Annotated in this window: 22 protein-coding genes; 9 read left to right on the top strand and 13 right to left on the bottom strand. The window is 41.2% G+C overall.

Features of this window, described 5'->3' with window-relative positions; genetic code table 11:
* Positions 1 to 183 precede the first annotated feature (183 nt).
* From KZC02_RS01570 to KZC02_RS01560, 3 genes are all read left to right on the top strand, one after another.
* Positions 184 to 2,919, top strand: coding sequence for a M14 metallopeptidase family protein (locus KZC02_RS01570; protein ID WP_221392489.1), 2,736 nt, complete (start codon positions 184 to 186; stop codon positions 2,917 to 2,919).
* A 176-nt stretch (positions 2,920 to 3,095) separates the two neighbouring features.
* A complete protein-coding gene (locus tag KZC02_RS01565) occupies positions 3,096 to 3,896 on the top strand; it encodes an alpha/beta fold hydrolase (RefSeq protein WP_221392488.1) in 801 nt (266 codons plus the stop codon).
* A gap of 6 nt (positions 3,897 to 3,902) precedes the next feature.
* On the top strand, positions 3,903 to 5,117 hold the full coding sequence (locus tag KZC02_RS01560; RefSeq protein ID WP_221392487.1) for an ATP-binding protein: 1,215 nt from the start codon (positions 3,903 to 3,905) through the stop codon (positions 5,115 to 5,117).
* Between the two features lie 105 nt (positions 5,118 to 5,222).
* Here KZC02_RS01560 and KZC02_RS31355 read toward each other — a convergent pair whose 3' ends face one another.
* Both KZC02_RS31355 and KZC02_RS31350 read right to left on the bottom strand, forming a co-directional pair.
* Positions 5,223 to 6,194 (bottom strand): hypothetical protein, encoded by a 972-nt coding sequence (locus KZC02_RS31355; protein WP_229253954.1) that lies wholly within the window; start codon positions 6,192 to 6,194, stop codon positions 5,223 to 5,225.
* A complete protein-coding gene (locus KZC02_RS31350) occupies positions 6,167 to 6,829 on the bottom strand; it encodes a hypothetical protein (protein ID WP_229253953.1) in 663 nt (220 codons plus the stop codon). The genes KZC02_RS31355 and KZC02_RS31350 overlap by 28 nt, the downstream gene beginning before the upstream one ends.
* 416 nt (positions 6,830 to 7,245) lie before the next feature.
* Here KZC02_RS31350 and KZC02_RS01550 point away from each other — a divergent pair, with 416 nt between their 5' ends.
* On the top strand, positions 7,246 to 8,130 hold the full coding sequence (locus KZC02_RS01550; protein ID WP_221392486.1) for an oxidoreductase: 885 nt from the start codon (positions 7,246 to 7,248) through the stop codon (positions 8,128 to 8,130).
* Positions 8,131 to 8,291: 161 nt separating this feature from the next.
* On the opposite strand, the gene KZC02_RS01545 is transcribed toward KZC02_RS01550, so the two are convergent.
* From KZC02_RS01545 to KZC02_RS01535, 3 genes are read right to left on the bottom strand one after another with little or no spacing between them, the layout of a single operon-like run.
* Entirely contained in the window at positions 8,292 to 8,432 is a 141-nt protein-coding gene (locus KZC02_RS01545; protein WP_221392485.1) for a hypothetical protein, read from the bottom strand.
* The gene (locus tag KZC02_RS01540) at positions 8,429 to 8,794 is read right to left on the bottom strand and encodes an RICIN domain-containing protein (protein WP_221392484.1); all 366 of its coding nucleotides are present in this window, start codon (positions 8,792 to 8,794) and stop codon (positions 8,429 to 8,431) included. Before KZC02_RS01540 ends, KZC02_RS01545 begins: the two co-directional genes overlap by 4 nt.
* Before the next feature lie 56 nt (positions 8,795 to 8,850).
* Positions 8,851 to 9,099, bottom strand: a complete 249-nt coding sequence (locus tag KZC02_RS01535) for a hypothetical protein (protein WP_221392483.1) — start codon at positions 9,097 to 9,099, stop codon at positions 8,851 to 8,853.
* 533 nt (positions 9,100 to 9,632) lie between these two features.
* Here KZC02_RS01535 and KZC02_RS01530 point away from each other — a divergent pair.
* From KZC02_RS01530 to KZC02_RS01520, 3 genes are all read left to right on the top strand, one after another.
* Positions 9,633 to 10,607: a c-type cytochrome gene (locus KZC02_RS01530; protein WP_221392482.1), complete on the top strand. Its 975-nt coding sequence runs from the start codon at positions 9,633 to 9,635 to the stop codon at positions 10,605 to 10,607.
* A gap of 19 nt (positions 10,608 to 10,626) precedes the next feature.
* Complete coding sequence (locus KZC02_RS01525) at positions 10,627 to 11,304, top strand: hypothetical protein (RefSeq protein ID WP_221392481.1); 678 nt, start codon at positions 10,627 to 10,629, stop codon at positions 11,302 to 11,304.
* Between the two features lie 175 nt (positions 11,305 to 11,479).
* Positions 11,480 to 12,280, top strand: coding sequence for a pseudouridylate synthase (locus KZC02_RS01520; protein WP_229253952.1), 801 nt, complete (start codon positions 11,480 to 11,482; stop codon positions 12,278 to 12,280).
* Between the two features lie 59 nt (positions 12,281 to 12,339).
* On the opposite strand, the gene KZC02_RS01515 is transcribed toward KZC02_RS01520, so the two are convergent.
* From KZC02_RS01515 to KZC02_RS01495, 5 genes are all read right to left on the bottom strand, one after another.
* Positions 12,340 to 13,032 carry a DUF2461 domain-containing protein gene (locus KZC02_RS01515; RefSeq protein ID WP_221392480.1) on the bottom strand — a complete coding sequence of 231 codons (693 nt, stop codon included), beginning with the start codon at positions 13,030 to 13,032 and terminating at the stop codon, positions 12,340 to 12,342.
* A 115-nt stretch (positions 13,033 to 13,147) separates the two neighbouring features.
* Positions 13,148 to 13,645 carry a cupin domain-containing protein gene (locus tag KZC02_RS01510; RefSeq protein ID WP_221392479.1) on the bottom strand — a complete coding sequence of 166 codons (498 nt, stop codon included), beginning with the start codon at positions 13,643 to 13,645 and terminating at the stop codon, positions 13,148 to 13,150.
* Between the two features lie 216 nt (positions 13,646 to 13,861).
* Positions 13,862 to 14,872 carry a PorP/SprF family type IX secretion system membrane protein gene (locus tag KZC02_RS01505; RefSeq protein ID WP_221392478.1) on the bottom strand — a complete coding sequence of 337 codons (1,011 nt, stop codon included), beginning with the start codon at positions 14,870 to 14,872 and terminating at the stop codon, positions 13,862 to 13,864.
* 3 nt (positions 14,873 to 14,875) lie between these two features.
* The gene (locus KZC02_RS01500; protein ID WP_221392477.1) at positions 14,876 to 18,238 is read right to left on the bottom strand and encodes a PKD domain-containing protein; all 3,363 of its coding nucleotides are present in this window, start codon (positions 18,236 to 18,238) and stop codon (positions 14,876 to 14,878) included.
* A 204-nt stretch (positions 18,239 to 18,442) separates the two neighbouring features.
* Positions 18,443 to 21,172 carry a pitrilysin family protein gene (locus tag KZC02_RS01495; RefSeq protein WP_221392476.1) on the bottom strand — a complete coding sequence of 910 codons (2,730 nt, stop codon included), beginning with the start codon at positions 21,170 to 21,172 and terminating at the stop codon, positions 18,443 to 18,445.
* A 251-nt stretch (positions 21,173 to 21,423) separates the two neighbouring features.
* Between KZC02_RS01495 and KZC02_RS01490 the strand changes: the two genes are divergently transcribed.
* Positions 21,424 to 21,819, top strand: a complete 396-nt coding sequence (locus tag KZC02_RS01490; RefSeq protein WP_221392475.1) for a hypothetical protein — start codon at positions 21,424 to 21,426, stop codon at positions 21,817 to 21,819.
* Between the two features lie 101 nt (positions 21,820 to 21,920).
* Here KZC02_RS01490 and KZC02_RS01485 read toward each other — a convergent pair whose 3' ends face one another.
* Positions 21,921 to 22,811: a DMT family transporter gene (locus tag KZC02_RS01485; RefSeq protein ID WP_221392474.1), complete on the bottom strand. Its 891-nt coding sequence runs from the start codon at positions 22,809 to 22,811 to the stop codon at positions 21,921 to 21,923.
* A 131-nt stretch (positions 22,812 to 22,942) separates the two neighbouring features.
* On the opposite strand from KZC02_RS01485, the gene KZC02_RS01480 reads away from it, so the two are divergent.
* Positions 22,943 to 23,863, top strand: coding sequence for a hypothetical protein (locus KZC02_RS01480; RefSeq protein ID WP_221392473.1), 921 nt, complete (start codon positions 22,943 to 22,945; stop codon positions 23,861 to 23,863).
* A gap of 48 nt (positions 23,864 to 23,911) precedes the next feature.
* On the opposite strand, the gene KZC02_RS01475 is transcribed toward KZC02_RS01480, so the two are convergent.
* Together KZC02_RS01475 and KZC02_RS01470 are read right to left on the bottom strand one after the other, a co-directional pair.
* The gene (locus tag KZC02_RS01475) at positions 23,912 to 24,052 is read right to left on the bottom strand and encodes a hypothetical protein (RefSeq protein ID WP_221392472.1); all 141 of its coding nucleotides are present in this window, start codon (positions 24,050 to 24,052) and stop codon (positions 23,912 to 23,914) included.
* Positions 24,053 to 24,643: 591 nt separating this feature from the next.
* The gene (locus KZC02_RS01470) at positions 24,644 to 26,620 is read right to left on the bottom strand and encodes a hypothetical protein (RefSeq protein WP_221392471.1); all 1,977 of its coding nucleotides are present in this window, start codon (positions 26,618 to 26,620) and stop codon (positions 24,644 to 24,646) included.
* Positions 26,621 to 26,625: the final 5 nt, after the last annotated feature.

Here is a 26,625-nt window from a genome sequence, read left to right as displayed (position 1 = left end):
GCTATCGGCTATTGGCTATCGGCAATTGGCTTTCGGCTATTAGCTTTGGTCTTTTATCCTTAGAAAAACTCTTTCAAACTGTTGCCGGACTGCCGATAGCCAATAGCTAACTGCCGAAACCCGAAACCCAACTGCCGACTGCCGAAAGCCAACTGCCGACCGCCCAATTTTAAATATATCACTATGTTAAGAAAACCTCTTCTCCTATTCCTTTTAACATTTTTGGCTGTTTCTTCCTTCATTTTTGCCCAGAATGCCCCTGCTCCCAGGGAGCATTTCGGTTTTGCAATGGGTGATGATTATCAGCTTGCAAATTTTACCCAAACAGAAGCTTATTTCAAAAAACTGGCAGAGGCTTCGGACCGTGTTGAACTGAACAGTATTGGGTTGACAGAAGAAGGGCGAAATCAGTATATGCTGATTATTTCTTCTCCGGAAAACCTTAAAAATCTGGCAAAGTATAAAGAGATTTCACAAAAACTGGCGCGCGCCGAAGGACTTACACCCGAACAGGCAAAAGCGCTGGCTGCTGATGGGAAAGCGGTTGTCTGGATTGATGGCGGCTTACACGCTACCGAAACCGTTGGGATTCACCAGTTAATTGAGACTGCTTACCAACTGGCAAATCGTACGGATGCAGAAACCAAACGCATTCTGGACAATGTGATTATCCTCATGACACATGCCAATCCGGACGGGCAGGAACTGGTGAGCAACTGGTATATGCGTGAAAAAGACCCGAAAAAACGTTCCCTGGAATTTTTACCCAAACTATATCAGAAATATATAGGTCACGACAACAACCGTGATTTTTACATGATGCAGATGAAAGAATCGCAGAATATGGGACGCCAGCTTTTTATTGAATGGATGCCTCAGATCATGTACAACCATCATCAGCGCGGACCTGCAGGTTCTGTTCTGGCAGGGCCGCCTTACCGTGATCCTTTTAATTATGTGTTTGATCCTTTGATGATTACCGGTATCGATGCCGTGGGTGCTGCTATGTATAACAGGCTTAATGTGGAAAACAAACCTGGTTATACCAGATTGACCGGTTCTACATTTTCAACCTGGTATAACGGTGGTTTGCGTACTACCACACAGTTCCACAATATGATCGGTTTGCTGACAGAAATTATTGGCGGCCCTACTCCGGAAGAAATTCCACTAGTACCGCAAAGGCTGATTCCGAACGGTTCAACCCCAAATCCGGTAACGCCTCAAACCTGGCATTTCAAACAATCCATTGATTATTCGCTTTCACTGAATTTCTCGGTCCTGGATTATGCAGCGCGTAATTATGACGATCTGCTTTTCAATATTTACCACATGGGCAAAAACTCAATCGACCGTGGAAATATGGATTACTGGACACCTTACCCAAAACGGATTGATGCCATCAACGAAGCAATCAAAGTAAATAAGCCAGTGCCAAATTCAGGCTCAGCAACGCAAGTTGCCAAGGTCAATTTTTATGATCTTGTTTTAAAAGATTCAACCCTCCGCGATGCAAGAGGATATATTATTCCTGCAAACCAAACCGATTTTCCAACTGCAATTAAATTTGTGAATGCATTGGTAAAAGCAGGAATACAGATTCAGAAAGCATCGGCTGGTTTTACAGTTGCCGGCAAAAAATATCCAGCGGGTTCTTATATAGTAAAAACTGGCCAGGCATTTCGTCCTCATATTCTGGACATGTTTGAGCCACAGGATCACCCGAACGATTTTCAATATGCAGGAGGCCCGCCGATCCGTCCGTACGATGGAGCGGGCTGGACTCTGGCCTTCCAGATGGGTGTAGATTTCGACAGGATTCTGAATGATTTTTCAGGCCCTTTTACAATTTTGCCCTATGGTGAATTGCAGATGGTGAAAACGGTAGTTCCGTCCGGTTCGGTGGCTGGTTTTAAATTGAGTCCTGCCGTTAACAATTCTTTTATTTATATCAACGACCTGCTTGCTGCCGGTGTTGAGGTTTTCAGGATTACCAATGGAAAAGATCAGGGAACATTTTTTGTTCCGGCTTCTGCCAAAGCAAAATCTGTTCTGGCCAGTTCGGCTGCTGAATTAGGTTCTTCCGTTAAGACCGTTGGAAAAAGACCTGCAAATCTGACAAAAGTAGTTCCGGCTCGGGTCGCTTTGTGGGATAATTACGGCGGTTCTATGCCTTCCGGCTGGGTTCGCTGGATCATGGAACAATACCATTTCCCTGTTCAGCTGGTTTATGCCAAAGAAATAGATGCCGGGGATCTTCGGAAGAAATATGACCTGATATTGTTTGTAACCAGGGCAATTCCGGGCGTAAATACGATTGGAGGCGAGGCAGGTTTCACACGAAAAGAAGCAAAAGAGGAGGAAGTGCCAGCTGAATTCCATAAGCAAATGGGTAGCCTGACGGTAGCCAGGTCAGTTCCAGCCTTAAAAAAATTCATGGAAGAAGGTGGTTCGGTTTTCACAATCGGAAGCAGTACAAGTCTGGCTTACCATATTGGCCTCCCGGTTCGTAATGCGCTAATGGAAATAACAACAGGCGGTGTGGAGAAGACCCTTCCAAATGATAAATATTTTATTCCGGGAAGTATTTTAAAAGTTGCGGTAGATTCAACACAGAAAACAACCTGGGGAATGCGCTCAAAATCTGACGTTTATTTTGATGCCAGCCCGGTATTCAACCTTTCCTCCGAAGCTGTGTCGAAAGGGATGATCAGACCGCTGATGTGGTTTGACAGCAACAAACCTTTACGCAGCGGATGGGCATGGGGCCAGGCTTATTTGCAGGATGGCGTAGCTGCATTCGAAGCCAGTGTTGGTAAAGGAAAACTGATTGCTTTTGGTCCTGAAATTACGTTCCGCGCTCAATCTTACGGGACATTTAAACTTTTATTTAACAAACTGTATTCTTCACCACATTGAATCGAAATATTTCCTGCATTCCCTTTGTAATTTTTCGTGAATATGCACCAATTTGAAAAATGCATATTTTCTGAAAACTTAAATCGGAATTTTAAAAATCCGCGATTAAAAATCCGGATAGTATTAACCTGCCATTAAGTTCTATATTTGCTGTAAACGGATTTGAGAGGTTTGATATGAATATTAGCAAAAGAAATAATGTAACCTTATTGGGAAAAGGTACCACACCTATGATTTTCGCTCATGGATTTGGCTGTGCCCAGCACATGTGGCGGGATGTCTGGCCGGCTTTTGAAAATGATTATCAGATTATTTTGTTCGATTATGTAGGCAGCGGCAATTCTGATCTCAGTGCATATAATCACGAGCGTTATGCCAATCTGAATGGTTATGCAGAAGACATACTGGATATTTGTAAGGAATTGAACCTGAAAAATTCCATTTTTGTCGGACACTCAGTGAGCAGTATGATCGGCATTCTGGCATCCATCAAAGAACCAGATTTTTTCCGGAACTTAATCCTGATCGGCCCTTCTGCAAAATATATCAACGATGAAGAATATGTGGGTGGTTTTGATAGAAAAGATGTAGAAGAATTACTGGTAACTATGGATAAAAATTATGAAGGCTGGGCTAATTTTCTGGCACCGGCTATGATGAATAATGCAGAGCGGCCTGAACTGGCAGGAGAACTGACGGAGAGTTTTTGTTCCACTGATCATACTATTGCCAGACAATTTGCCAAAGTAACTTTTTTCTCAGACAACCGTAAAGATTTAAATAAGGTCAAACATCCAACCCTGATCATGCAATGTTCACAGGATATTATTGCACCTGTTCAGGTTGGTCAGTATTTATCAGAAAATATAAACGGAAGTTCTTTAAAAATAATGAAAGCTACGGGACACTGTCCGCATATGAGTGCACCTGCGGAAACAATTGAAATCATGAAGGAATATTTACAATCCTTAAATTAACTTTCATTGAAAAATCTCCCTGATGCACAGGAAATCCTGAATTTTATGCCGGGAGGCTGCATTTTATTTGAAGACGACGGAAGTATAGAGTTTGTCAATCAGACAATTTGTGAATTGCTGGAATATCAGGAAGATGAACTGCTGAATCAAAATGTAGAAATGATTTTTACAGTTGCCAGCAGAATTTTTTATCAGACACAGTTTTATCCTTTAATCAGGTTAAGAGGAGGTGCCAATGAAGTGTTTTTGTCACTGAGGTCAAAAACGGGAGATCGTATTCCCTCCATGGTCAATGCTAAAAGAGTGACTTTCAATGGGCAGACACTCAATCTTTGCATTTTTGTTACTGTATACGAAGGCCAGAAGCATGAAAAGGAATTACTAAAAATAAATGAACTCCGTCAGCTGGCTGTGGAAGAAAATGAAGTTCTGAACAATCTGAAAAATGAACTGGAACTGCACCAGCAACAGCTTGACAGGCAGGTAACTGCTCTTAAACAAAGGAATCAGGAATATGCTCAGTTAAGTAAAGTATTATCCCACGATCTCCGGGAGCCAATCAGAAAAATTGGCATGTTTACGGATATCCTGTTAAATGGAAAAAGGAAAGCAGAGGCTGAGGAATTGACAGGAATTTACCAAAAGATACAAAATTGTTTTTTGAAGCTGAATAATATGACAACCAGCCTCCAGCGATTTGTATATGTGGATTCCAACGTGGAAAAAAATGATAAATTAGATGTAAATGATTTATTGCAGGAAGCAAAAATTGAGGCGCTGACCTTATTAAATTTTGAAAGTTTTGAACTGGAAACAGTAACCATACCAGCCATTGAAGGCCAGGCTTCACAAATTAGACTTCTTTTTACAGAATTATTAAAAAACGCCATTCAGAATAAAAAACCGGAGCAACCGCTGCGGATACAGATAAAGGCAGTCCTCATCGAAGAAAACATTTATCAGTTCAATAAAGGAAAATACAGATATACTGAGCATGTTAAGATTGAAGTAACAGATAACGGAACCGGGTTCGACAATCAATACAATTCATATATTTTTGGCCTGCTCAATAAAATGCATGCGGCTTCAACCGGTGCCGGACTCGGGCTTGCACTTTGTAAACAAATAATTTCCCGCCATTACGGGACCATTTCTGCTAGTTCTATTATGGGTCAGGGTACCTCGATTGTGATCATTTTACCACTTACACAACCTGAATAGCGAGACGATCGCTTGCTGGATTTTTTAAGTTAGTTCAACCCATCCATCTGCTTTTGAGTTCCGATAAATGAATTGAACTACGTCTTATATTTCCCGAATAACCAGTTAAGTTGCCAGTGGCGGTCCTCCCGGGATCATAATTTTCTCACGTTTCCCCTTGAAAACATGGCGTTTAGCAGTGAATTTTGCAGTCATATATTCGCCCATATACACCGAGCCGGAAATGGTATTGTCTTTCACCGTACCCGAAAACATAAAGGTGATGGAATCTGCCGGTTGTCTGGCTGTTGTTTTAATTTTGATTTCGTTTCCTTCAAGCGTTCCCTGTAATTCATTGACTGAAAATTCTCCTTTATGAGAACCCTGTAACCAGTTTCCATCCTGTTCAATAATGAAAGATTGTTTGCTGACACTTGTGAAAAATGCAACATCAACATCCCAATGGCCTTTTACATCAGCATTTGCAGCTGCCATTTCAGCCTTTTTTTGTTCACGCTTCTGTGATAATACTTCATACAATCGGTCCGAAACGGTTTTATCATCTCCCGGCTGCATTTGTCCGGTTGTAATGGAGACAAAAGTAGTTCCGTCCTGATTTGAGCCTCCACCAAGTGCAATCCGCGGTTTTGTTCTTCCAAATGTTTCAGCAATTTCCTCACCGGAAATGTTCAGTTTGGCCGGGTCCCAGGTTACCCGCAGGAATGGTGTTCGGTTTGATAAGTCTTTGGGTTCAACCACAGTCGTTTTTACACCTTCAATGGCCGTTAATTTTTTGGAAATATTATCAAGCCACCCTAACCATCTTTTCCATTCTGCGGCATGGTCACGTTTAATCCATGCCTCAACGGCCGCCACCATTCCCATAGTTTCTTCACGGCCCACTTTATTGTCGCGGCCAGGTCCGTGGTGTGGCGCACTTGCCTGCCATGCCGACATCAGCAAATCTTTTTGACCTAATACCAATCCGGCGCACTGAGGTCCGCATAATGCTTTTCCACCGCTGTAAATTACCACGGTTGCCCCGCTTTTCAGATGTACATTCGGTATCGTCAGGTCTTCTGCTGCGGCATCAACCATGACCGGGATTTTTTTGATCTGGCAATTTTCGAAATCGCAGCTGTTGACATCGGGCCGGTTTCGGATTCACCTCCCGCAAAAATATAGATCAGGGCAGTTCTGGAACTGATTGCATTTTCCAGTTCTTCCATTGAATCCACTGTAATGATTTTAACACCAACATTCCTGATCGCATGGTCGTACACGTTCCTGGAATAACGTGGGATTATTACTTCTGTTTTTTCAAAACCCGATAAGTCCGGAACCCGGATCAATTTTTCGGGATTACCACCCGTAACGCATGCAACAGTGATGTGCTTCATACCCGCTGCACAACCTGCCGAAACCATGCCCCATTCTGCGCCGGTAAGTTCGGCAAGACGTTTTCCTGCTCCATAAGCCAGTTCGTCATATTGTACGAAAGATTGGGCTGCTGCATCCATTGCAGCTCTTACTTCCGGCCTTTCGATGGATCCGCCAATAATGGTGAAAGTACCACGGCAATTGATAATGGGTTCTACACCAATGGATTCGTATATTTCTTTGTTGGCTGTTGCCTCTATTACGCTTCTTTTTCCATCGGAATTATTGGGAATCATAATACCGCCAGCAAGTGGAAGCAGTGACAAATCTTTAAGTACATCTCTACGTTTCATTGTATTGGATTTAAGAAAATTTTGTTCAGAATCTGGTTAAAAGGTTAAAGCTGTTATTGGTTTAGAGGCCTGATTTTGACATTGAACAGGAAAGATAGGATACAATTGATGTCATTAGCCAAGAATCTAATTTAGGTTAATTATATTACTGTTTTTTACCAAAATACCAAAATATTCAATACAAGGATGGGTTTATGACAGATTAATACTCCTGTAAACCATGAAAAATGTAAAATTTGTTATTTACTAGAAAAATTAATGGAGGAATTGCGGGAATGCATTACAATTTTCCGGAAACAACTTTCTGAAAATGATTTTACTTTGAGCTTCTGAACAAACTAAATTGAGCCTTCCACCAAAACCGCAGTCTGTAAGCCCGAGTACCTTTGTCATGTCAATATTTAAAAAAGATGATCATGAGCAAAATATGGTTTATAACAGGGAGCTCCCGTGGCTTGGGCCGGAGCCTTACCGAAGCGGTTTTAGAAAATGGCGGACTGGTAGCTGCAACAGCCAGGAAACCAGAACAATTAAATGATTTGGTACGGAAATATCCGAGCCAGGTTTTGGCAATACAACTGGATGTTACCAATAAAAAACAAATTGTCGGGGCCGTAGAAAATGCCATAAAACATTTTGGCCGGATTGATGTGCTTGTAAATAATGCGGGATTTGGAATTATTGGCGCTGCCGAGGCCTTTACCGATGAACAGGTTAGAAGCCAGTTGGAAACAAATTTATATGCACCCATAGAAATCACACGTGTGGTTTTGCCCTATATGCGTAAGCAGCGGTCAGGCCGTATTTTGCAAATCAGCTCGTTGGGTGGCCGTGTTGGAAATGCAGGACTTACTATTTACCAGGCGGCTAAATTTGGTCTGGGAGGTTTTAGTGAAGCGCTGGCAAAAGAAGTGGCTCCATTGGGAATATTAGTAACCTGTATAGAACCAGGTGGATTCCGTACCGACTGGGCGGGTGATTCCATGACTTATGCCCATTCCATAGAAGGCTACGAATCGTCAGTGGATCAAAGGGTTGATTTCTTTAAAAGCGGTTCATTTATACCGGTAGGTGATCCCGAAAAAGCAGCGAAGGTGATGGTTGAACTGGCCGAACATCCCGAACCGCCAATTCATTTGATATTAGGCAGTGAATCAGTCGCCATTTTAAAGGACGCAGATGCAAATAGAAAAGTAGAATTCGAAAAATGGATAGACGTAAGTTTGTCCACGGACCATGATGAAGCGGAAAATTTTCTGGAAACAAAACTTGGCAAATCTTTCGTGGGAGAAAATAAATAAAATCCGGTTCTTAAATAAATGGAATTGCCCTATTATAACCGGGCAATTCCATTTTTGCTTTTACCCTCAATGGGGCCAGAATAATATCTGTCAGGGTTGAAATGAATTTCATAAAATATCCGCATTCTAATTGTTCCTGATTACACTTACAGTTTCATGATTTACATGGTCGGTGATTGTTTATAAATTGTCCAGAGCTGTTCCGGCGTATTTCTTTTCTTCGCAATAATAATTGCAGAATTGACACTGCCATTGACCTCACCGGGTGTTATATACAAATCCGAACCTTTTATTTTGATCAAAAAGTATCTTTTTTTGCTTCAATAAATTCAAATTCCTGAACAGCACTTCCTGGAATTAATGGCTGCTCTTCAAGTGCAATGTTATTTTCAGCAGGATTTTGTGGCTGAAAAGTTTTATGAGTCAGTAAATTTTCCAGCTGGTAAGTATTCCCTCCGGTACTTTTAAAATTCCAGGTCATACACTTCCAGTTTTGGGGATAGTAAGCTACCAAAGGCGTTCCGTTTTTAGATGAAGCATCTTTTACACGCAGCAACATGCCGGTTTTTACATTTTTAATAGCATAATTACCCTTAATTTCCTGTGAAAATGCAGATGCCCAAGTCAATATGGATAAAAGAAATAACATTCCAGTTCTTTTCATAAGTCGTTAATTAACAATAACTATAAATAAAAATGATTTAAATACCGGCCATTAATTTACAATACTTCAGTTAACTCTTCCAGGTTAAAGTATACTGTTCTCCTGCGATCAATTCTGTCTATTTTATCCAGTATTTCGTAAGGGGTCGAATCGCTGAATTGTATCATATAAACATACTCATCTTTACCATGTTCCCCATCGTTGGCCACAACGTCTTCGCCATATTCTTCCAGTTCATCATAAGTAATCCCAAGCCATAAGGCAAGTTTTTCTCTAAACTGGTCCTGTTCATTTTTCCTGCCCACAAAATTCTGGTTTAAAAGTAAGGTACAAAGCTAGGCGTTTTTAACAGGCTCTGAGCTTTCTGACGCCAAATGTATATTTACCAGGGGTTTGGGGCAGCATCATTTTACCGTTCACACATTTTGTTGTTTATGTTTTTTACATTTTGATACTTAGAAATATCTGAATATTAATTTTGTGTTATAGATCAAAAATTATGGTGCCGGGTATTTATCAACCACTAAAAGCAAGGTTATCCGTTTCAAAAGTTATGTTAAAGCAAGTTAAATTAATCATAGGTAAGTATCTTGATTAAAGCACTTTATGAAAATGTATTTTAAATTTATCATTTTATGTCACCATTTATCCGTTCCCTAGTACAACTGTACTAAAATGGTTGTATCATAAAGAATTGAAATTCAAATTTGTATCAACGAAGCAGATTACGAATGAAAGTAATATACATGCAGAACATAAATTAAAATATAGCTTTAAACCTTGCTGTTATTAAATCTAACAACGATAGAAATTATCCTTCTTTTTAAACTCAACCTAAATGAAAATTTTGAAAATTGCCGGTAAGTTCTTGTTAGTCATTGTTTTATTAATAGTAATAGGAGGTGTTTATCTGAAAACCGCGCTGCCGGATTCAGAACCTGCGCCAGATCTTAAAATAGAACCCACAGCAGACCGCATTGAACGAGGCAGGTATCTGGCCAACAGTGTTACAGTTTGTATGGATTGCCACAGTACCCGTGACTGGACGCGATATGCCGGTCCGATGGAGAAGACGAATGTAGGATCCGGAGGTGAAGAGTTCAATCAGGATATGGGTTTTCCGGGTAAATTTTTTGCACCCAATATCACTCCTTATAAATTAGGTAACTGGACTGACGGCGAAATTTTCAGGGCTGTTACGACCGGTGTCAGTAAGGATGGAAGAGCGCTTTTTCCTTTGATGGCCTATCATCGGTACGGACAGATGGATCAGGAAGATATTTATTCTATCATTGCCTATATACGGCAACTTACGCCGGTTAAGCATGATGTTCCAAAATCAGAAATCGACTTTCCGGTCAACTTTATAATTAATACGATGCCACAGAAAGCAGTATTTACCAAATTACCTCCGGTAAATGATAAGATGGCTTACGGGAAGTACCTGATCAATGCAACTGGCTGTGTCGAATGCCATAGTAAAACTGAAAAAGGAACTGTTGTTGAGGGAACGGAATATGGGGGAGGGATGGAATTTGGTGGTCCGAATGGTGTGGTACGTTCCCCGAATATTACCATGGATAAAGTAACAGGAATTGGTAACTGGACCAAGGATGTTTTCGTAAAACGTTTCAAGGATTATGCAGATAGTGGTTATGTGTCTCCTAAATTAAATCCCGGGGATGTGAATACACCAATGCCATGGGCCATGTATGCAGGTATGAAAGAAGCGGATCTGGGCGCTATTTATGATTATCTAAGTTCAATAAAACCGATTCAAAACCAGGTAGTGAGATTTGAAAAGAATAAATAAGTCAAATAATATATTAGCTATGAATAATAAAATTTTTAACCCTATGCACAAAGCTTTACGCGCAAGTATGTACGATACTGCACAGGCGGTTCAGCAGACTAATTTTCTGGATACAGCGGAAGTGGACGAGGCTATTGACAAAATTGAAAAAACGCTGGTTCTTTTTCATTTACACAGCATCCGTGAAGGAGAATTTATCCACCCGCTCAGTCAGGAATTTCATACTGAAATACTTCGGCAGTTTAACAAGCAGCATACTGAAAGTGAATTTCTTACCAATCGTGTAAAATTGGCTGTGGTTGCGCTGGACAATTCTTTTGGCCCATCGGATAAAATAAAAAAGGGGAAAAAGCTGGTATCTGCCGTTGAAGCAATGGTTGCATTTAACATCAATCTGTTTGCAAGAAAGGAAGAAGTGCTTAATATATTTTTTTGGAGCAATTACCACGACAAAGAAGTGATGCCGGCCGACCAGAGTATCATTGCCAATGTACCAGCCAAACTTTCGGAACTGGAAAACAAATGGATGCTGAAAGCATTGAACAACCTGGAAATTGAAGCGTGGCTTAAAGTCGTAAAAGAATCCGCCACCGACCCCGAATTTCAGTCCTTATTACTGCTGGCAGAAAAGGAATTATCATTTATCAGGTTCGAAAAATTGCTGGACTCATTATCCATTGAAATGGACGCGTTTTAGATGCCGGTCAAATTTTAGATTGCAAATTTTAACCGGCATCTAAGTAAATAGCATTTTCGGGATCTGATTGAATGATTATTATTCATTAATTTTGTTTCTGGTTAATATATAACAATATTCTTTGCTCTTCATTTAGGACAGTTAGTATTGAGTAAGAAGTACTAACATTTCTATTTTGAGACAATTCGCCCCGCGCAAAGATCTTGTTTTCAGTCCTTTCACCGAGTCACTGGCAAACTATTCCTTGCCAGAAAAGTTTACTTTCCCATTTGAATATGAGCCGCATCCACTCGTTATTCTGGCCGTAAAAAAGCTTCAGCAGCATCTTACCAGTCAACAGGAATGGAATCATAATTTTGGCTTGTCCGAAGAGGAGGGAGTCATTATAGGTAAAATGTTCGGAGTTCTGCTGGTCAGGACAGAAGACAATGAGATTGGCTACCTTGCGGCTTTTTCAGGTAAACTGGCAGGTGGAAATCATCATCCGGGATTTGTTCCGCCCATTTTTGATGGCATGGAAAATGGTGGTTTTCTCAATGCAGGAATGGTAGAACTTTCCCGCATAAATCACGAAATCAGTATATTAGAGAAGGAAAAAACAGATACATATCAAAAACAGGTCCAGATCCTTAAAACTCAACGTAAAAATCATTCTGTATCCCTGCAAAATAAGATTTTTGACCAATACAATTTTCTGAACCAGAATGGAGAGGAAAAAAGTTTGCGGATGATTTTTGAACAGGCTTCTTACAAAAACCCACCTGCCGGGGCCGGGGAATGTGCTGCACCAAAACTTCTGCAGTATGCTTTTCAGCATCACATGGAACCACTTGCTATGGCTGAATTCTGGTGGGGATTATCCCCCAAATCAGAAAATTGGAAACATGGACATTTTTATCCTTCCTGCCAGGAAAAGTGTGCGCCTATACTGGCCCATATGCTGGCTGGAATTGAAATGGATACAAAGCCGGAATGAATTGAACTGTAATGTTTGCGTACTGTAAACAGATTTTAAAGAATGCGAATCAGGTTTTATTAACCTTCCAGTCCGTCACCATCAACAGTTAGCACCTCGCTCATGTAGTCGAAAAAAGGGCGCATATTTTTAAAAGAGTTATTTGCTTCTTTCAAAAAATCCTGGCTTAATACTTGCTGGTTCGTAAATTTTCTGATCAGCAGAAATTGTTTATAGCGAAGCAGGTCTATCGCTGCATTGCCGGGGTCAAAACCTTTCGGTGTAGTTTTTAACTGCTCACCTTTCAGCGTTCCGAAGGTTTCGGTAAATGCTGCATTGTTTAATATCTTTCTTAATGCGGTCGCATCAAAACTGATATCATCACGAATCCTTTTTAAATCTTCGGCATTTGGTTCCTGAAATCCACCGGCTACAAAGCTGTTTCCAGGTTCAATATGGAAATAATATCCGCCTCTCAGTTGTTTGGTAGCTCTAGCAAAACTGCCGCTCCAATTGGTTTTGTATGGGATTTTCTCTTTTGAAAAACGTGTATCCCTGTAAATCCGATGGAGGCTCTTCTTACCTGATTGCGTTTCTATCAGGTCATGTGCATTCATTTCGTTCAGTAATAAACCCGCAAAGTTTTCTATATAATTCTGCTGTTCAATAAATTCATCCTTATGTGTATTAAACCACTCCCTGTTATTATTTAACTTTAATGACTTCAAAAATTCAAGGCTGGACTTCGGTATAAGTATTTTAGGATTTGCCATGCATCAATGTGAATTTCGTTGTAACTATTTGTTACAATTTATATAAGGCTACAAAGTAAGGTAAAAATCTATGCACCGGGCTATTTAAATAACCATCAATTCCAGGATGAATCATTTAATCTAAAAAGTCAGGCGGGAAAAGCTGCTGGCCATATTTTTCAGCCAGCGATTTTACCTTATCCAGTTCTTCCTGACTCATAACAGTTGGCGGTAAAAAGGTGCCTGCTTCAATCGGTTTTCCTATTTCCTCAAAAAATGCATCCAAACCGGCAGGTACAACCGTACACAATAAATGTGCATTTTCCTTGCTTTTGTTTTTAAAACTATGAACCGCGCCGCCTAACGGAATATTAACAAAATCACCTTCTTTTGCTTGATAACTTCCGCCTTCCCTTTTGAATTCAACTTCACCTTTTACTACATAAAACATTTCCTGTATGTTTTTATGGGCATGAGGGCCCGGCCCGCCGCCAGGCGGTACGATCATATCAATAACAGCATAACTGTCACCTGTTTGTTTGCCGGATATGATAATCCTGTAATTATTGCCAGCCACTGAAATACTTTGTCCGTCTTCTTTATCAACTGTTATAATTTCTGTTGTAGTTGTCATGTTATTTAAAGTTCAAGATTAAATAGCCTGATTATAAAACGGAGTGTAACGGTTATTTACTGGTGTTCGGGGAAAGAAATTTGCCACCATGCAAATGAACGTAATGTTACGAATACACAAAAGTTAAGCATTTGAAAACACAAGGTGCGGTGTATTTGAGTCAAAGTGGCAAAAACATCTTTTTTCAAAAGAAAGTCTCCTACATTTAAACAACACTCAATACCTCAAACACTTGCGTGAATTCCGGTTGTTGGCTTTTTTTCCTGCAAAACGAAAAAGGGCATCCATGCCGTACCAGATTGATATTTCGAAAGCGCCGGTATCTCCTCCGAGAGATGAAACGGGTAAATCATAACTGGCCTGGAAAAGCATATTTCCGTAAGCCCAGCCTGCTGTTCCAATGAGGGCATCACGGCGTGTTTCTCCCCAGACCATTCCCCTGTACCATACACCCAGAATAAGTGGTGAAAGGATGATGTTAAATCCAGCATCCAGCTGTCGGCTGCTGCCTTGTTTCCTAACTTGCAAACCAAGATTTAACGCACTTTCCCGATCCAGATCACTACCCAGATTATTGCCGAAAAATGAAGGAATGCCAATCGGTATTTTAGAGCCGAGCTGTAAGTTAAGTCTTTGGTGTTCAATACTGATGTTATCATTTACTCCAATATTATGCCAGGCAGTACTTACCCAGTAAGAAGCATAATCCTCATCTTTTGGTACAAATTCAAGCAATCCTCCTGCCGAGAGTGTAATCCGGTTTTGTTGTATGCTCATTCCTGACAACGGGTCTGGACTGCCCAGAAATTGAGATACATAAGTCAGGTTATCACCGTTCCAATGGTTGAGCGTCCATGCAGACTGCAGACCGCCGATCAGCCTAAATTCTTTTTGTCCGTCGAGGAAAACCATTTTTGAAACCTGAACAGATAACTGGTCACTTTTTAAGGCTGATCCCCGCTGGTCGTGTAATGCCTGTACACCCAGGCCAATTTCCTGATCTTCTGCATAGGTGTCAAACGAGAAAGCGGCAGTCTGAAAAGCATTGCCCAAAGATGCCCACTGATTCCGGTAATTAGCGATGAAACGTGGCGTTCCGGCATCTCCGGCGAGGGCTGGATTGGCATATATCGGATTGGCATAAAATTGTGAAAACTGGGGCGATTGGGCATGCGTTTTTAAAACACTTATTAATGCTATCAGCAAAGTTTGTAAAGTTCTTTTCATGGATTATCGTACGAGATAAATGTTGCCTCTCAATTTTTCAGATTTCTTTTGGTCAATGTAAATGAGCTCTGTTTCATATACATACATATCCGCCAGCATTTCCTTGCCACCGAATTTGCCATCCCACGATTCTTCCGGTTGCTGACTTCCGGGAGGAACATTTTTCATCTGAAATACAATTTCACCCCATCTGTTTCTTATCAATAGCGTACTTATTTCCTGTATTCCGCTTCCAAAAAGTGTATACCTGTCGCCCATTCCGTCACCGTTGGGGGTAAATGCCTGCGGAATATCAACTTGGCAGTCTTTCACCACAAATGCAGCCATGCGTTCCGTCGAATCCTTGCAAACTCCGCCCTTAGTTGTAACCAGTTTTACGCTGTACATACCCGGTTCAAATGCAAGTGACGGGTCCTTTGCGTCAGATGTACGCCCGTCACTGAAATACCAGTTGTAGGTATCAGCCGGTTCTGACAAATTAATGACACTGACCGGGCCAGGAGCGCAAAACAAAGAATCACTTCCAAAATTAAAACTAGCCTTTGCAGGAGAAACCACACTGATCAAGGATTTTTTAGCAACGGCGGTACATGCTTTTGAATCGCGGTATACAGCCAGGGTTACGGTATAATTGCCCGTTTGCGCATACAAATGCTCCGGAGAATAGTTTACAGAATCCTGTTCTGAGCCATCCCCGAAATCCCAGCTAAATCCAAGCTGCGGGTCTGACTTATTCATAAACTGAATGGCTGAACCCTGGCAGGCGAGGGGAAGTTCATCGAAAGTGCCGGTAATGGCGTCCGTCGTTTTCACCGTCAGCTGCGTTGAATCGTAACCGCAGGTTGTATAAGCGATCAGGGTTACTTTATAGTCATTTTTTGCTTTGGAAAAAGCATGTGTCGGATTGGCTAATGTTGAAATAGTGCCATCCCCGAATTTCCATACCCAGCGGTTGGGCTTAGGGACGGACGCATCCGTAAACTGAACGATTTCTCCGGGGCAAACTTCTGATTTGGAAATAGTGTACAAAGCTTTTACCGTCGTAGGGTAAACTTTGATGGGTACCTCAGTAGTGTCACGTCCGCATTCACTCGTAATTTCAAGTTTTACCGTAAAAGTGGTGATACTGTCCTTTGTTGAAAAAGTATGGGAAACGGTATCACTTCCGGATTGTAATACAGTTCCATCACCAAAAAGCCAGCGTGACAAACTCTTATCATTTCCGGATGACCGGTTGGAAAATAAAAGAATGGCCGGTGTACAGCGTAAAGTTGTAGAATCCACACCGATTTCAGCTCTTGCCAGCGGGCGAACCTCAATTTCTTTACTTATAGTTTGTATCCCGCAGGCGTTTTTAGCAGTAAGTGTTGTTTTATAAATCACATTTGCTTTACCTGAATTTTCAAATAGCCGTGCAGGTGGTTGTAATCCTGTAAAAGTGTTGTTATCTCCAAAGTCCCAGGTGTAGTCTACGCCGGCTGTTGCAGTTCCCGCCACATTAAAAGTGATGTTCAGCGGAGAACAGCCAAGTGTTGTACTGGGTGTGAAACTGACCGCAGGCGGAGGTGTCGTGATCATAATTTCTCTGCGGAGCGTATCAGCACAATTACCGGAACTGGCAACGAGCATGATCTTTTGCAAACCGGATGACAGCAATAATTCCGGATTAGCATCCGATGAAACTTGTTTATCATTCACAAACCATACGTAATTATTTGCACCCGCCGAATTATTGACGGGTTTGAAAGATGTCCCTATACAACCCGCAGCAATTGTAAAATCCGCTTTTGGCCTGCCAAACAGAATGTTAGCGGTAGCTGTGGCTTTACAACCGGTTTTGTTTTCAATAGAATATGTAACAGTTATCTGGCTTGCTGTTAGTCCGGATGTTAACAAAGTATCTCCTTTTATACAGTTAGAACAATCGGATGTGGTCCAGTTTCCACCGGCCGGACTGCCCGATAATTTAACAAATGCTGCTGCTTCGCAAATTGTCTCATCAGTTGCGGTGGCCTGTATGCCATCCACTTCAATTTTAACAGTATCCGCCATGAAACATTTGCCAGTACCTCTGGTATAAATGATAGTATAACTTCCGGCAGTTTTTGGTACAAATACTTTTTTGCCGTTTACGGTTTCCACACCTGCCGTGCTCCATTCGCCACCAGGCAAATTAGCTGTTAGCGGAATGCCTGTTGTACTGACACATACAATGGAAGTTTTGGGAAGATCAATTTTGACTGGCTGGGCAACCGCAACCGAAAATGTATCGCTCACCATTTGTCTGCCGCAGGCATTATTGATCGTGGCAGTAACTATGTATGGCGTATTGGAAAGCTTGAGCAAAATTTCCTGATCGGCAACAATTGGAGTATTATTTAATGTGTAGGTAACGCCGGAAACCGGATTGCTGATTTTGTATTTGATTTCTTCACAAACGTCCGGCTGCGGTGTAAGAGCTGCCGTAGGCAAATTGACCACTTTGTATTTTCTTGTTATCAGCTTTTCACCACATGCATTATTTACTCTTAAGGTGATCGTGTATTCTTTTACTTCGTCCAGTTTAATTTTGATGACTCTTGTATTATCATTGGTTTTATCCAGGTATTCAAATTTTCCGCCGGTAATTTCCCACTGATAACCCGTTTCATCTGTTGAAACGCTTCCATCAACGGTAATTACGGCGCCACCGGAAAAACACACTACCGTATCCTTTTCAAGTACTGTGGTTCCGGTCGTATTAAAAGCAGCCACAGGAAACTTGCTCAGCTTAAATTCCGTTTCCGCCGTGCTGGAACCACAGGTTTTGGATGTTGCAGTCAGTTTAACTTTGTAGGTTTTAGTTGGATCAGTAAATGATAAATAGGGGTTGGTCGATGTGCTGGTTTGTCCGTCGCTGAATTCCCACAAAAAATCCACATTATAGGTAGGGCAACTATTGTTTTGGATGTTCACCGCAGAGCCTTCGCAAGCCGCCTCAATCAGTGGTTTAGCTTCCGGTTTCTTTTTAAAAGTCAACAGATAACCTTTATTATCGTTACTGCATTCAACATTTTTGATATTGAGGCTGTATTCAATTTCTCCTGAATAACAATCCTTACTGAAAGAACGTAAATCGTAAACGTGCGTCACGGTCGTTTCTTTCGTCAAAGTGATTTTATCTGTTTGATAGTCGCCCCATCTTACTTCGTACTCTTTTGAAGCGCAAAAACCGGGTTTTAATGTCAGGCATAATTCGTATGTGGAGTCGCTGGGAATCACACAAAGTTCACCGGTGCCGGTACAGAACTGGAAGTCAACCGGAATCTGTGCCCAGGCGGGAATTCCAAAAAAGACCAGGAAAACAAATGGTAGAAAGTTTTTCAAATTTTAACTATTTAAGGGAAAACTGATAAAAAGAGGTAGTGTTATTAATCGGGAATGAAGATAATAATTTAAAATAAATAAGTCACCAACAATTTACTGTTGATGACTTACCGGTCGAACGTCAACACTTATACGTTATTTATTTCTTCTAAAAACTAGTTCGGATTTCAATTGAAATACATATCAGGGAAACGGCATTTGACTTTACTTCCCTTCTGTTCCTTCCGTATCAATGTATTTAATATCGCCCAGTTCAAGTTCCTTAATACCTTTTTCAATTTTTGAACGGTCACCCACAATAACCCAGGTCAGGTTGGTTGGTTTGATGACTTTGGCTGACGCATTTTTAATGTCGTCCAGCGACAGGTTTTTCAGCATAGCCGGATAATTCATCAGATATGATTCGCCCCTTTCATATTTAATGGCATTCTGCAAAGTCCCGAGCACAGAGCCGTTAGTTTCCCAAACGCCAGGTAATTCCAGCACCGCATTGTCTTTCACTTTTTTGAATTCCGTTTCTGTAACTGGCTTTTTACCAACAAACTGTGTAATTTCTTTTCGCATTTCTTCAATAGATTCTTTCGTTTTGTCCGTCTGAACGGGCGCGTAACCTAGTAAAAATCCCTGGCCAATTGCGTCCAGATTAAACAGACCAGCTCCGTAGGACCAGTGTTTGTCTTCGCGCAGGTTCATATTGATCCTGGATGTAAAATCTCCTCCTAAAATCCGTGTTGACATTTTGATAGATTCGTATTGCGGATCTTTTGCTGAAGGACTTATTTCGGCTCCAAAAATAATTGATTGTACCGAACCGGGTTTGTCGATAATGTAAACCGATGATTTTGCAGGAAGGGCAACCTCGCTTATATTTTTTACTGGTACGTCCTTTTTCTTCCATGTTGCAAAGCTGGTTTCCAGTTTCGCTTTTAATTCAGCTTCTTCTATATCTCCCACAACGATCAAGGTTGCATTATTGGGAGCAAACCAGGTCTGGTGAAATTTGGCAAGATCATCCCTGGTGAATTTTTTAACCGATTCTTCTGTTCCTGAGCCCGTTAACGGGCTGCTGTAAGCATGGCCGCTGCCATATACCAGACGTGGCAGAATTCTCAATCCCATTGAAAAGGGCTGTACCTGTTCCTGTTTGATTTCCAGCAGCCTTTCTTTTTTTACACGGTCAAAGTCCTTTCGCGGGAAAGACGGATTCAGCAATACATCCGAAAATAATTTAAGGGAAGCGTCGTAGTTGTTTTTTAAAGCATTTATTCTGACATAAGAATTGTCAAGATCGGCATAACTGTACAATTCTGCACCCAGGTCAGCGAGTTCATCACTGATCTGAAGGGAAGTTTTTGTCTTTGTTCCTTCCGAAAGCATTTTGCCGGTGAAAGAAGCAATACCAGCGTTTTCTTTCGGATCAGCAGCATACCCCGCATTAATCATCAATGACATATTAATAACCGGCACTGCTTTGCGTTGCACAAAAGCAACTTTTAATCCATTATTTAAAGTGAAATTTTTAATCTCCGGAAACTTCACTTCTGGATCAGCACCGGAATCTGGCTTTTTAGAGCGGTCCAGGGTTGCTGCCGCATTGGTAAACGAACCATAGGGCAGAACTTCCAATGTGTATTCACCATCCGTAAGCCAGTCATTAGCCACTTTTTTTAAATCAGCAATCGTTGCATTTTTTATCCACTCTATAGTTTTTTTATACGCATCCGGACTTTCGCCGTAAGTCATGCTTTGCGCCAGTATATCGGATTTTCCACCAAATCCGCCAATACGTTCCATACCTTTTATGAAATTAGAAAAAAATCTTGTCTTGGCTCGTTCCAGTTCAGCAACGGTAACACCCTGGGTAAATACTTTCTGTAATTCCTCATTTATTACCTGATCAATCTGCGCCAGTGTTACGCCGGGTTTAGCATCGGCCATGATACTGAACTGGCCTCCAATTTCATTTTCATCTGTATAAAAATAAACATTGCTTGCCAGTTGCTCATCGTACACCAGCCTTTTATAAATTCTGGAAGTTTTGCCTGAGGTAAGTATATTTCCGAGCAATCCCAGTTCGGTAATTTCCTTTGTTCCCCAACCCGGTACGTTCCAAACCTTATATAACCGCGCCTGCGGAACACGGTCTTCGGCCACCTGATGGCGTTTTCCTTCCATTTTAGCAATCCACTTACTGTGCTTGCTGATAGGGGGTGAAGCAGGAATATCCCCAAAGTACTTTTTTACTTTTTCAAAAATCTCATCTCCGTTTACATCACCAGCTATTACAATCGCAGCATTATTAGGCCCGTAATATTTTTTGAACCAATCCTGAACGTCCGTCATAGAAGCCGCATTCAGATCTTCCATTTCGCCAATCACAGTCCAGGAATAGGGGTGGCTGGCCGGATAGGTATTTTTCGGGATCAAATCCCATGCGATGGCATAAGGCTGGTTTTCACCTTGTCGTTTTTCATTTTGTACTACACCGCGCTGCTCATTTAGCTTTAATGAATCAATTGCTTTGAGCATAAAACCCATCCTGTCACTTTCTATCCAAAGTACTTTATCAATTGCATTAACAGGTATATTTTCAAAATAATTGGTTCTGTCCGAATTGGTAGTCCCGTTCAGGTCAGTGGCTCCGATGCTTTCCATCAATTGAAAATAATCATCGTTGTAATGTTCACTGCCGTTGAACATCAGGTGCTCAAATAAATGCGCAAATCCTGTTTTACCAACCTTTTCATTTTTTGAACCCACATGATACCAGATATTGAATGAAGCGATCGGCGCTTTGTGGTCTTCATGCACGATCAGGTTCAGACCATTATCCAGTACATATTTTTTGTAAGGAATATCAATGTCGGGATATTTTTTCTGGGCAAATAACAGGGTAGTACTATAGATAAACAGGAGCAGCAAAATCTTTTTCATAGGAAGTTAAGATTAAGGTTGATTATAGGTTGGATTTATTATTACAACAGGTTTGGCAGATTAAACAAAAGTATGGTATTTTAAAATGGCAGGATAGCGTATAATTACCTGTTTTTGTGTGGGTTGGGTGGGTTTTTAAGGAGAAAATATTAAATGTCCGTGCATTTATTACAACCCTTTTATTAAATGAATTGTCATTCATTTAGATTCAATCAATCAACATCGAATACTTACCACTCTCTTTACGAATTATGAGATATATACAAATACCATTGGTTTTTTTAGAAGCAATTTTCCTGTTAACTATTTGGAGTAGCTGCAAAGAAAATGGTTCAGTCGGGGATGTGAACAATAAAATTCAGCCTTGTAACCTGAATGAAGAATTTGTCAAAAATGTATCTGGCGAAAATGGAGTAATATGGTATCATCCTGAGTTAAAAAAATACTGTATTTACACAGCGGTAAGTGGCACTTACGACAGCCAGATCGTGCGTGTGGTTTGTAACATGCCGGAGGAATTAAAAAAGGACAGTACGGTGGTGAACTTCTCCGGAAAATATTTTAAATACCCAGAAAAAGTAGCTAATTCTTTTGCCGGACAAATGTATTATAATTTTGAATTATCAGAATTTAAAGTGGTGCAATGATAATATGATAATTTTCCTTAAAAGCAGAGTTAATTGCGCCCATCGCAATACCAGATCTTCCAGGTTTTAAAACGACGAAGTCAAATCCTGGAAAATCTTTGCTATATTAAAACTGCCTTAGCTCTCTTATTTTGCCACATTACCTTCACCATTTGTAATACCACGGAAAGGATAATCAAGCATAATCCGATATAAAACGGCGCAGTCAGTTCGCGGTTTTCTTTATAGATAAAAATGGCCAGGGCAATGGTATAAACGGGTTCGAGGTTGAAGCTGAGATTGATGGTAAAAGCGGATATATTTTTCAATGCCTGTGTGAGTAAAGTGTATAACAACACGGTACAGAAAAGTGATAATAATATGAGATATCCAAAATTAGATAAGGAAGGTAATATGGAATTGACCGGGAAAAAGTGCAGATAAACCGGCATTAAAATCGCCAACGCAGTGCTTCCTCCGATCATTTGGTAAACAATAATGGTTTCACTTTTATGAATATGGGCAAGCCGTTCATTAGCAATGGTATAAAATGCGACGAGCAATGCTGAGATAACACCTAAAATGATACCTGTACGGTATTGGGAATCAAAACTAAAAATAAGGACTATACCCAAAAGAGTTAATCCACTGAGCAACAGTTCTGAAATTGCAAATTTCTTTTTGTTTATAATCGGTGCCAGAATGGATGTGAAAAATCCGGATAAAGAAAAACATACCACACCAACCGAGATGTTGGAATATTTGATGCTACCGTAAAAAAATATCCAGTGCATACCCAGTAGAAATCCTGAAAAGGCGATGCGTTTAAAATCGGGGGCTGAAACTGCTTTTAGTTTACCAGAAATTCCCAAAATGAGCAGAAGCAGTATACCGGAAATCAACATCCGGTACCAGACAAGCAAGCCTTCATTCAGTGTAATCAGTTTGCCAAAAACACCCGTGAAACCTGCCAGAAGGATGGCTATATGTAATTGTATAAAAGCTTTTCTCATTAAATTTTTAAGATGGTTTTCGGAATAATTTGCAATTATTTTGTTATTTTCAGGATTAAACCAATGCTATACACAAAATTATTAATCATTGAAATCCTGATGGAAATATACCAAAGTATTTGACCTCAAACATGGGACTTTCGCCATTTTGTTTCTTCAATTTTAAAAACAACCGGACTATCATTGATTTACGGCCAGCTGATTCCTACACAAAAGGGAGCTTCCCTAAGGCCGTTTCTGTTCCGTTTCAGGAAATTATTTCTTCTGTTCAGTTTGCTGAAATTATTAATGAAATGCAGTTGCCTGGTGCCATCCATCTGATGGATGCCAAAGGAGATATTTCAGAGAAACTGGCGACCCAAAATGGGTTTGATTATCTGGAAGGCGGATTTAACGCTTTCAAAATTTGGCGGCAGAATGTTTATGTTTCCGGCCCGCCAATTGGTATCATCGCCGGTAAAACCGGTAGCGGAAAAACGGAACTGTTACGCTTACTCGCCGCAATGGGCCACCAGGTTATTGATCTTGAAAAACTTGCGTCACATAAAGGTTCGGTGTTTGGAAATATGGATGAAGACCAGCCGGATTATGAACAGTTTCAGCACGAACTGTTGTCGGCATGGCTGTCACTAAACGAACATCAGCCGGTTTGGATGGAAGAAAAAGGGCATATTCTGGGTAATCTTGGAATTCCTGAAAAACTGTATCAAAACATGACGAATGCATGTTACTTTGAACTGGATGTAAAATTTGAAGATCGTTTGGCGCACATCAAAGAGGAGTACACCCGGATGGATAAAAGTATGTTTGCCGGATATATTAGAAAACTGGAAAAGCGGATGGGTTTCAGCGCTAATCACAAAGCGTTGTATTTACATGCGACCGGGCAAACTGAAAAATGCCTGTGCCTGCTTCTTGAATATTATGACCGGGCTTATGAAGATAAAAGAAAAGCGAATGTCAAAAAAAGTATGATGAAAGTGGATGTTTGTGTATTTGAAACGATTGAATCAGTAAAAAAACTTGAAGCGCAAATCATGACATTAAGTTAAAGTAAATCATCAGTATACTTCAATGAAATAATTGTAAGTTATTGTTAATTAGTTTTTTATAAGGAAGTGATCTGTGCTTGATACTGCTATTTTCCACCAGTGTACGGAGGCGCGGATTTTGCGCTCAAAAGCTTCGTGCATACGTTCCTTAGAGGCCATTTCCGCCAGTGCCAGCTTTACCAACAGCATACTTTGAAGACTTGATTAAACTTGAAATGTTGGTGACAAATCCAACAGTAAGATGAAATTTGCCACTAAGCCACCAAGGCTCGAAGTTTTAATTTAAGTGCCTTAGTTGCCATTTTTACTTTTGGCCGGACAAAAAAAGAACCCCGCAGTTATCCGCAGGGAACTTGATTAAGAAAGCAAATTAACACCCGCTTCGGAGCATCCTTGGATTAAAAGTCCAGTCTTTTACAGTAATTCACTAACCGCATTACTGCTTGTGCAGCAACACTATCTTTGATATTTTTAGCCGTTTATTTCTTCATCTAAATTACAAAATCCGGGTTTTCGTGTCAAGATTTTTGAACCTCAATTTTATAGTTTTTATTAAACGGATTCAAAAAAATACTGCTGTACTTACGAAATGTGGTATGCCTTCGACAGTGGCATCCAGTACAATTATTTATCTGCTTCCAATATAACCACCCAAAAGGAAACCTGCCCTTTGGCTCCACTATATAATTTCGAATGTTACTAATTCTAAATTTAAACTCTGAACTCTAAACTCTAAACTCTGAACCCTGAACTCTGAACTAAACTCTAAACTCTAAACTCCTAATTCTCCACCAAAGCTTCCTGATTGGCATAATCTACATAAATGACTTCGTCGAAAGCAAGACCGCTTGCACCTTCCCCTCTTGCAATTTTTTTCTTTCTTCCATACCAGCAAATCGTTTTGCCACCATACCATCTGGTTCGCTGCCATCCTGCTTCCACGGTTACGCCGCAACGCGGAGCTTCTTCTTCAAAAATGTAATACGGATTGTTCTGTACTTCATCCGAAACATTCACAAATAACTGAATGGCAGTAGCAGGATCATTTTTCATGCCCTCCCGGAGTATAGCAGTTCGCGGCCTGACCTGGCTGAATTCCTTGTTAAACCATCGTGGCATCGAGGCTCGTTGCAGCTGAATTGCCCGATTTTGCCCCGGTAAATGTGTTGGCAAAAATGGAATCCAGTTTTCAGGAACAGTATTTCCCAGGTTAAATTTAAGCTTGACACTTTCAGGAATTGGTACCGGTGTTTTTTCATCGGCACGTTCCAATGCTTTCAGGTAATTGGTCAATTCCTGTGCAGCGGCATGGCCATCCTGTCCACCTCCAAAAAGATCAGGAATGATGGCTTCAACACCCCAGATCATGTTCGCCATTTCATCCCTGATAATTTCCACTGATTCGAGCGGTTTACTTTCCTGCACTTTGCTTACAACAGGAGGAATATAAATCCTTGGATCGCTTTTCCCTGTTTTTCCGTCACTGGCACTGGTTTTTGTAAAATTAAACATGGTCCAGCCGGTCCAGTCATTGGCATCTCCCTGACTTGCAGGCTCTACCAATGTCCTTTCACCGAATGTGTCGGTTACCAATATTCCCTTTACTTCGGATACCGACCCGGCAGGTACTTCATAAGGTATTACAAACCAATCGTTGCTGTACATGAGTGCAAACTGTGCCAATAATATTTTTGCGAGATTCGTTGTTTCAGCCGTGATATTTCCCAGATCCGTTGTGCCATCTTCAAACTCCCACCAACGGCTGTTAGGCATGCCGCCAAAACGGGCCTCGGATGGAATCATTGTTAATATTTCTGTCTTAACAGCCTCTGCCTGGTCTGCTGCATTTGGTGCAGCCAATGGATTTCCTTCGGTGTTCAGTTCAAGATTAAATGCATACCAGTCCAGGTTTCCTGAATAATATTCCTTCGCATCCAGAATGGTATTTCCGGCTGTTCCCTTATTTGGCAAACCGCATCCGAAACTATATTCCAGATTAGAAGGTGCCCAGCTACTTTTTGAACCTGACGGATGCTCATGCGACTTTTCAAACCAGCTGATAAAATCCTGGGCTGCACTCAGAAAAAAAGTGCCAAATGCTGGCTTCCACGCGGCATTCGTAGTTAACTCAGCCGGAAGAGCTAACGTTGATCCTGATTTTTTTAATGCTTCGTACCAGGCCACGCCATCTGGTGTACGTCCAGCCAGGCCACTGATAGCCTGATGCGCCAGTTTATTGGAGAGGAGCCGCGCCTTAGCTACCTGCAGAGCAGTAGAATCGGCAGCATGGTTGATAACCGGCAATTTTAACTGATATATCTGTGCTAATGCCTTTTGCATTGCTGGGTGGTTATAAGCATCATTGGTGGCAGGAGGGACATAGGCTGCGGACTTGTTTAAAAGAATGCGCAGCCAGTGCTGGCCAGCCGTTGCCCGGAAGCGAAGGTCATACAGCACAGGTACGCGTTCTACAAAAGTTTCCAGCGGCAGGCTTTCATCATAATCGCTGACAGTGCCGTCCCGGTGTTTGAATTTTGTGACACGCGTAGTTTCCAGCATGATCTTGGCAAATACGGCCGAACCGGTGTCCTCTCCCTGAAACTCGCCAAACTGCCACTGCCGGGTCAGCATCCAAAGAGGGTCGTGGATAGCTACTTTTAATACCTCATCAAACTCCGATTTCCGGGGCCTGGCTTCCAGCCGGTTCCATGAGCGGAACGGTTCGCAGGTTGCATAATCAAAATGGGAAGTTGCCATGATCG

Origin of the sequence: Dyadobacter sp. NIV53 (assembly GCF_019711195.1) — a bacterium.
In the GTDB taxonomy this organism is placed as follows: domain Bacteria; phylum Bacteroidota; class Bacteroidia; order Cytophagales; family Spirosomataceae; genus Dyadobacter.
Note: the sequence above shows the minus strand (reverse complement) of the source record. Positions and strands in the feature narration are given on the sequence as shown.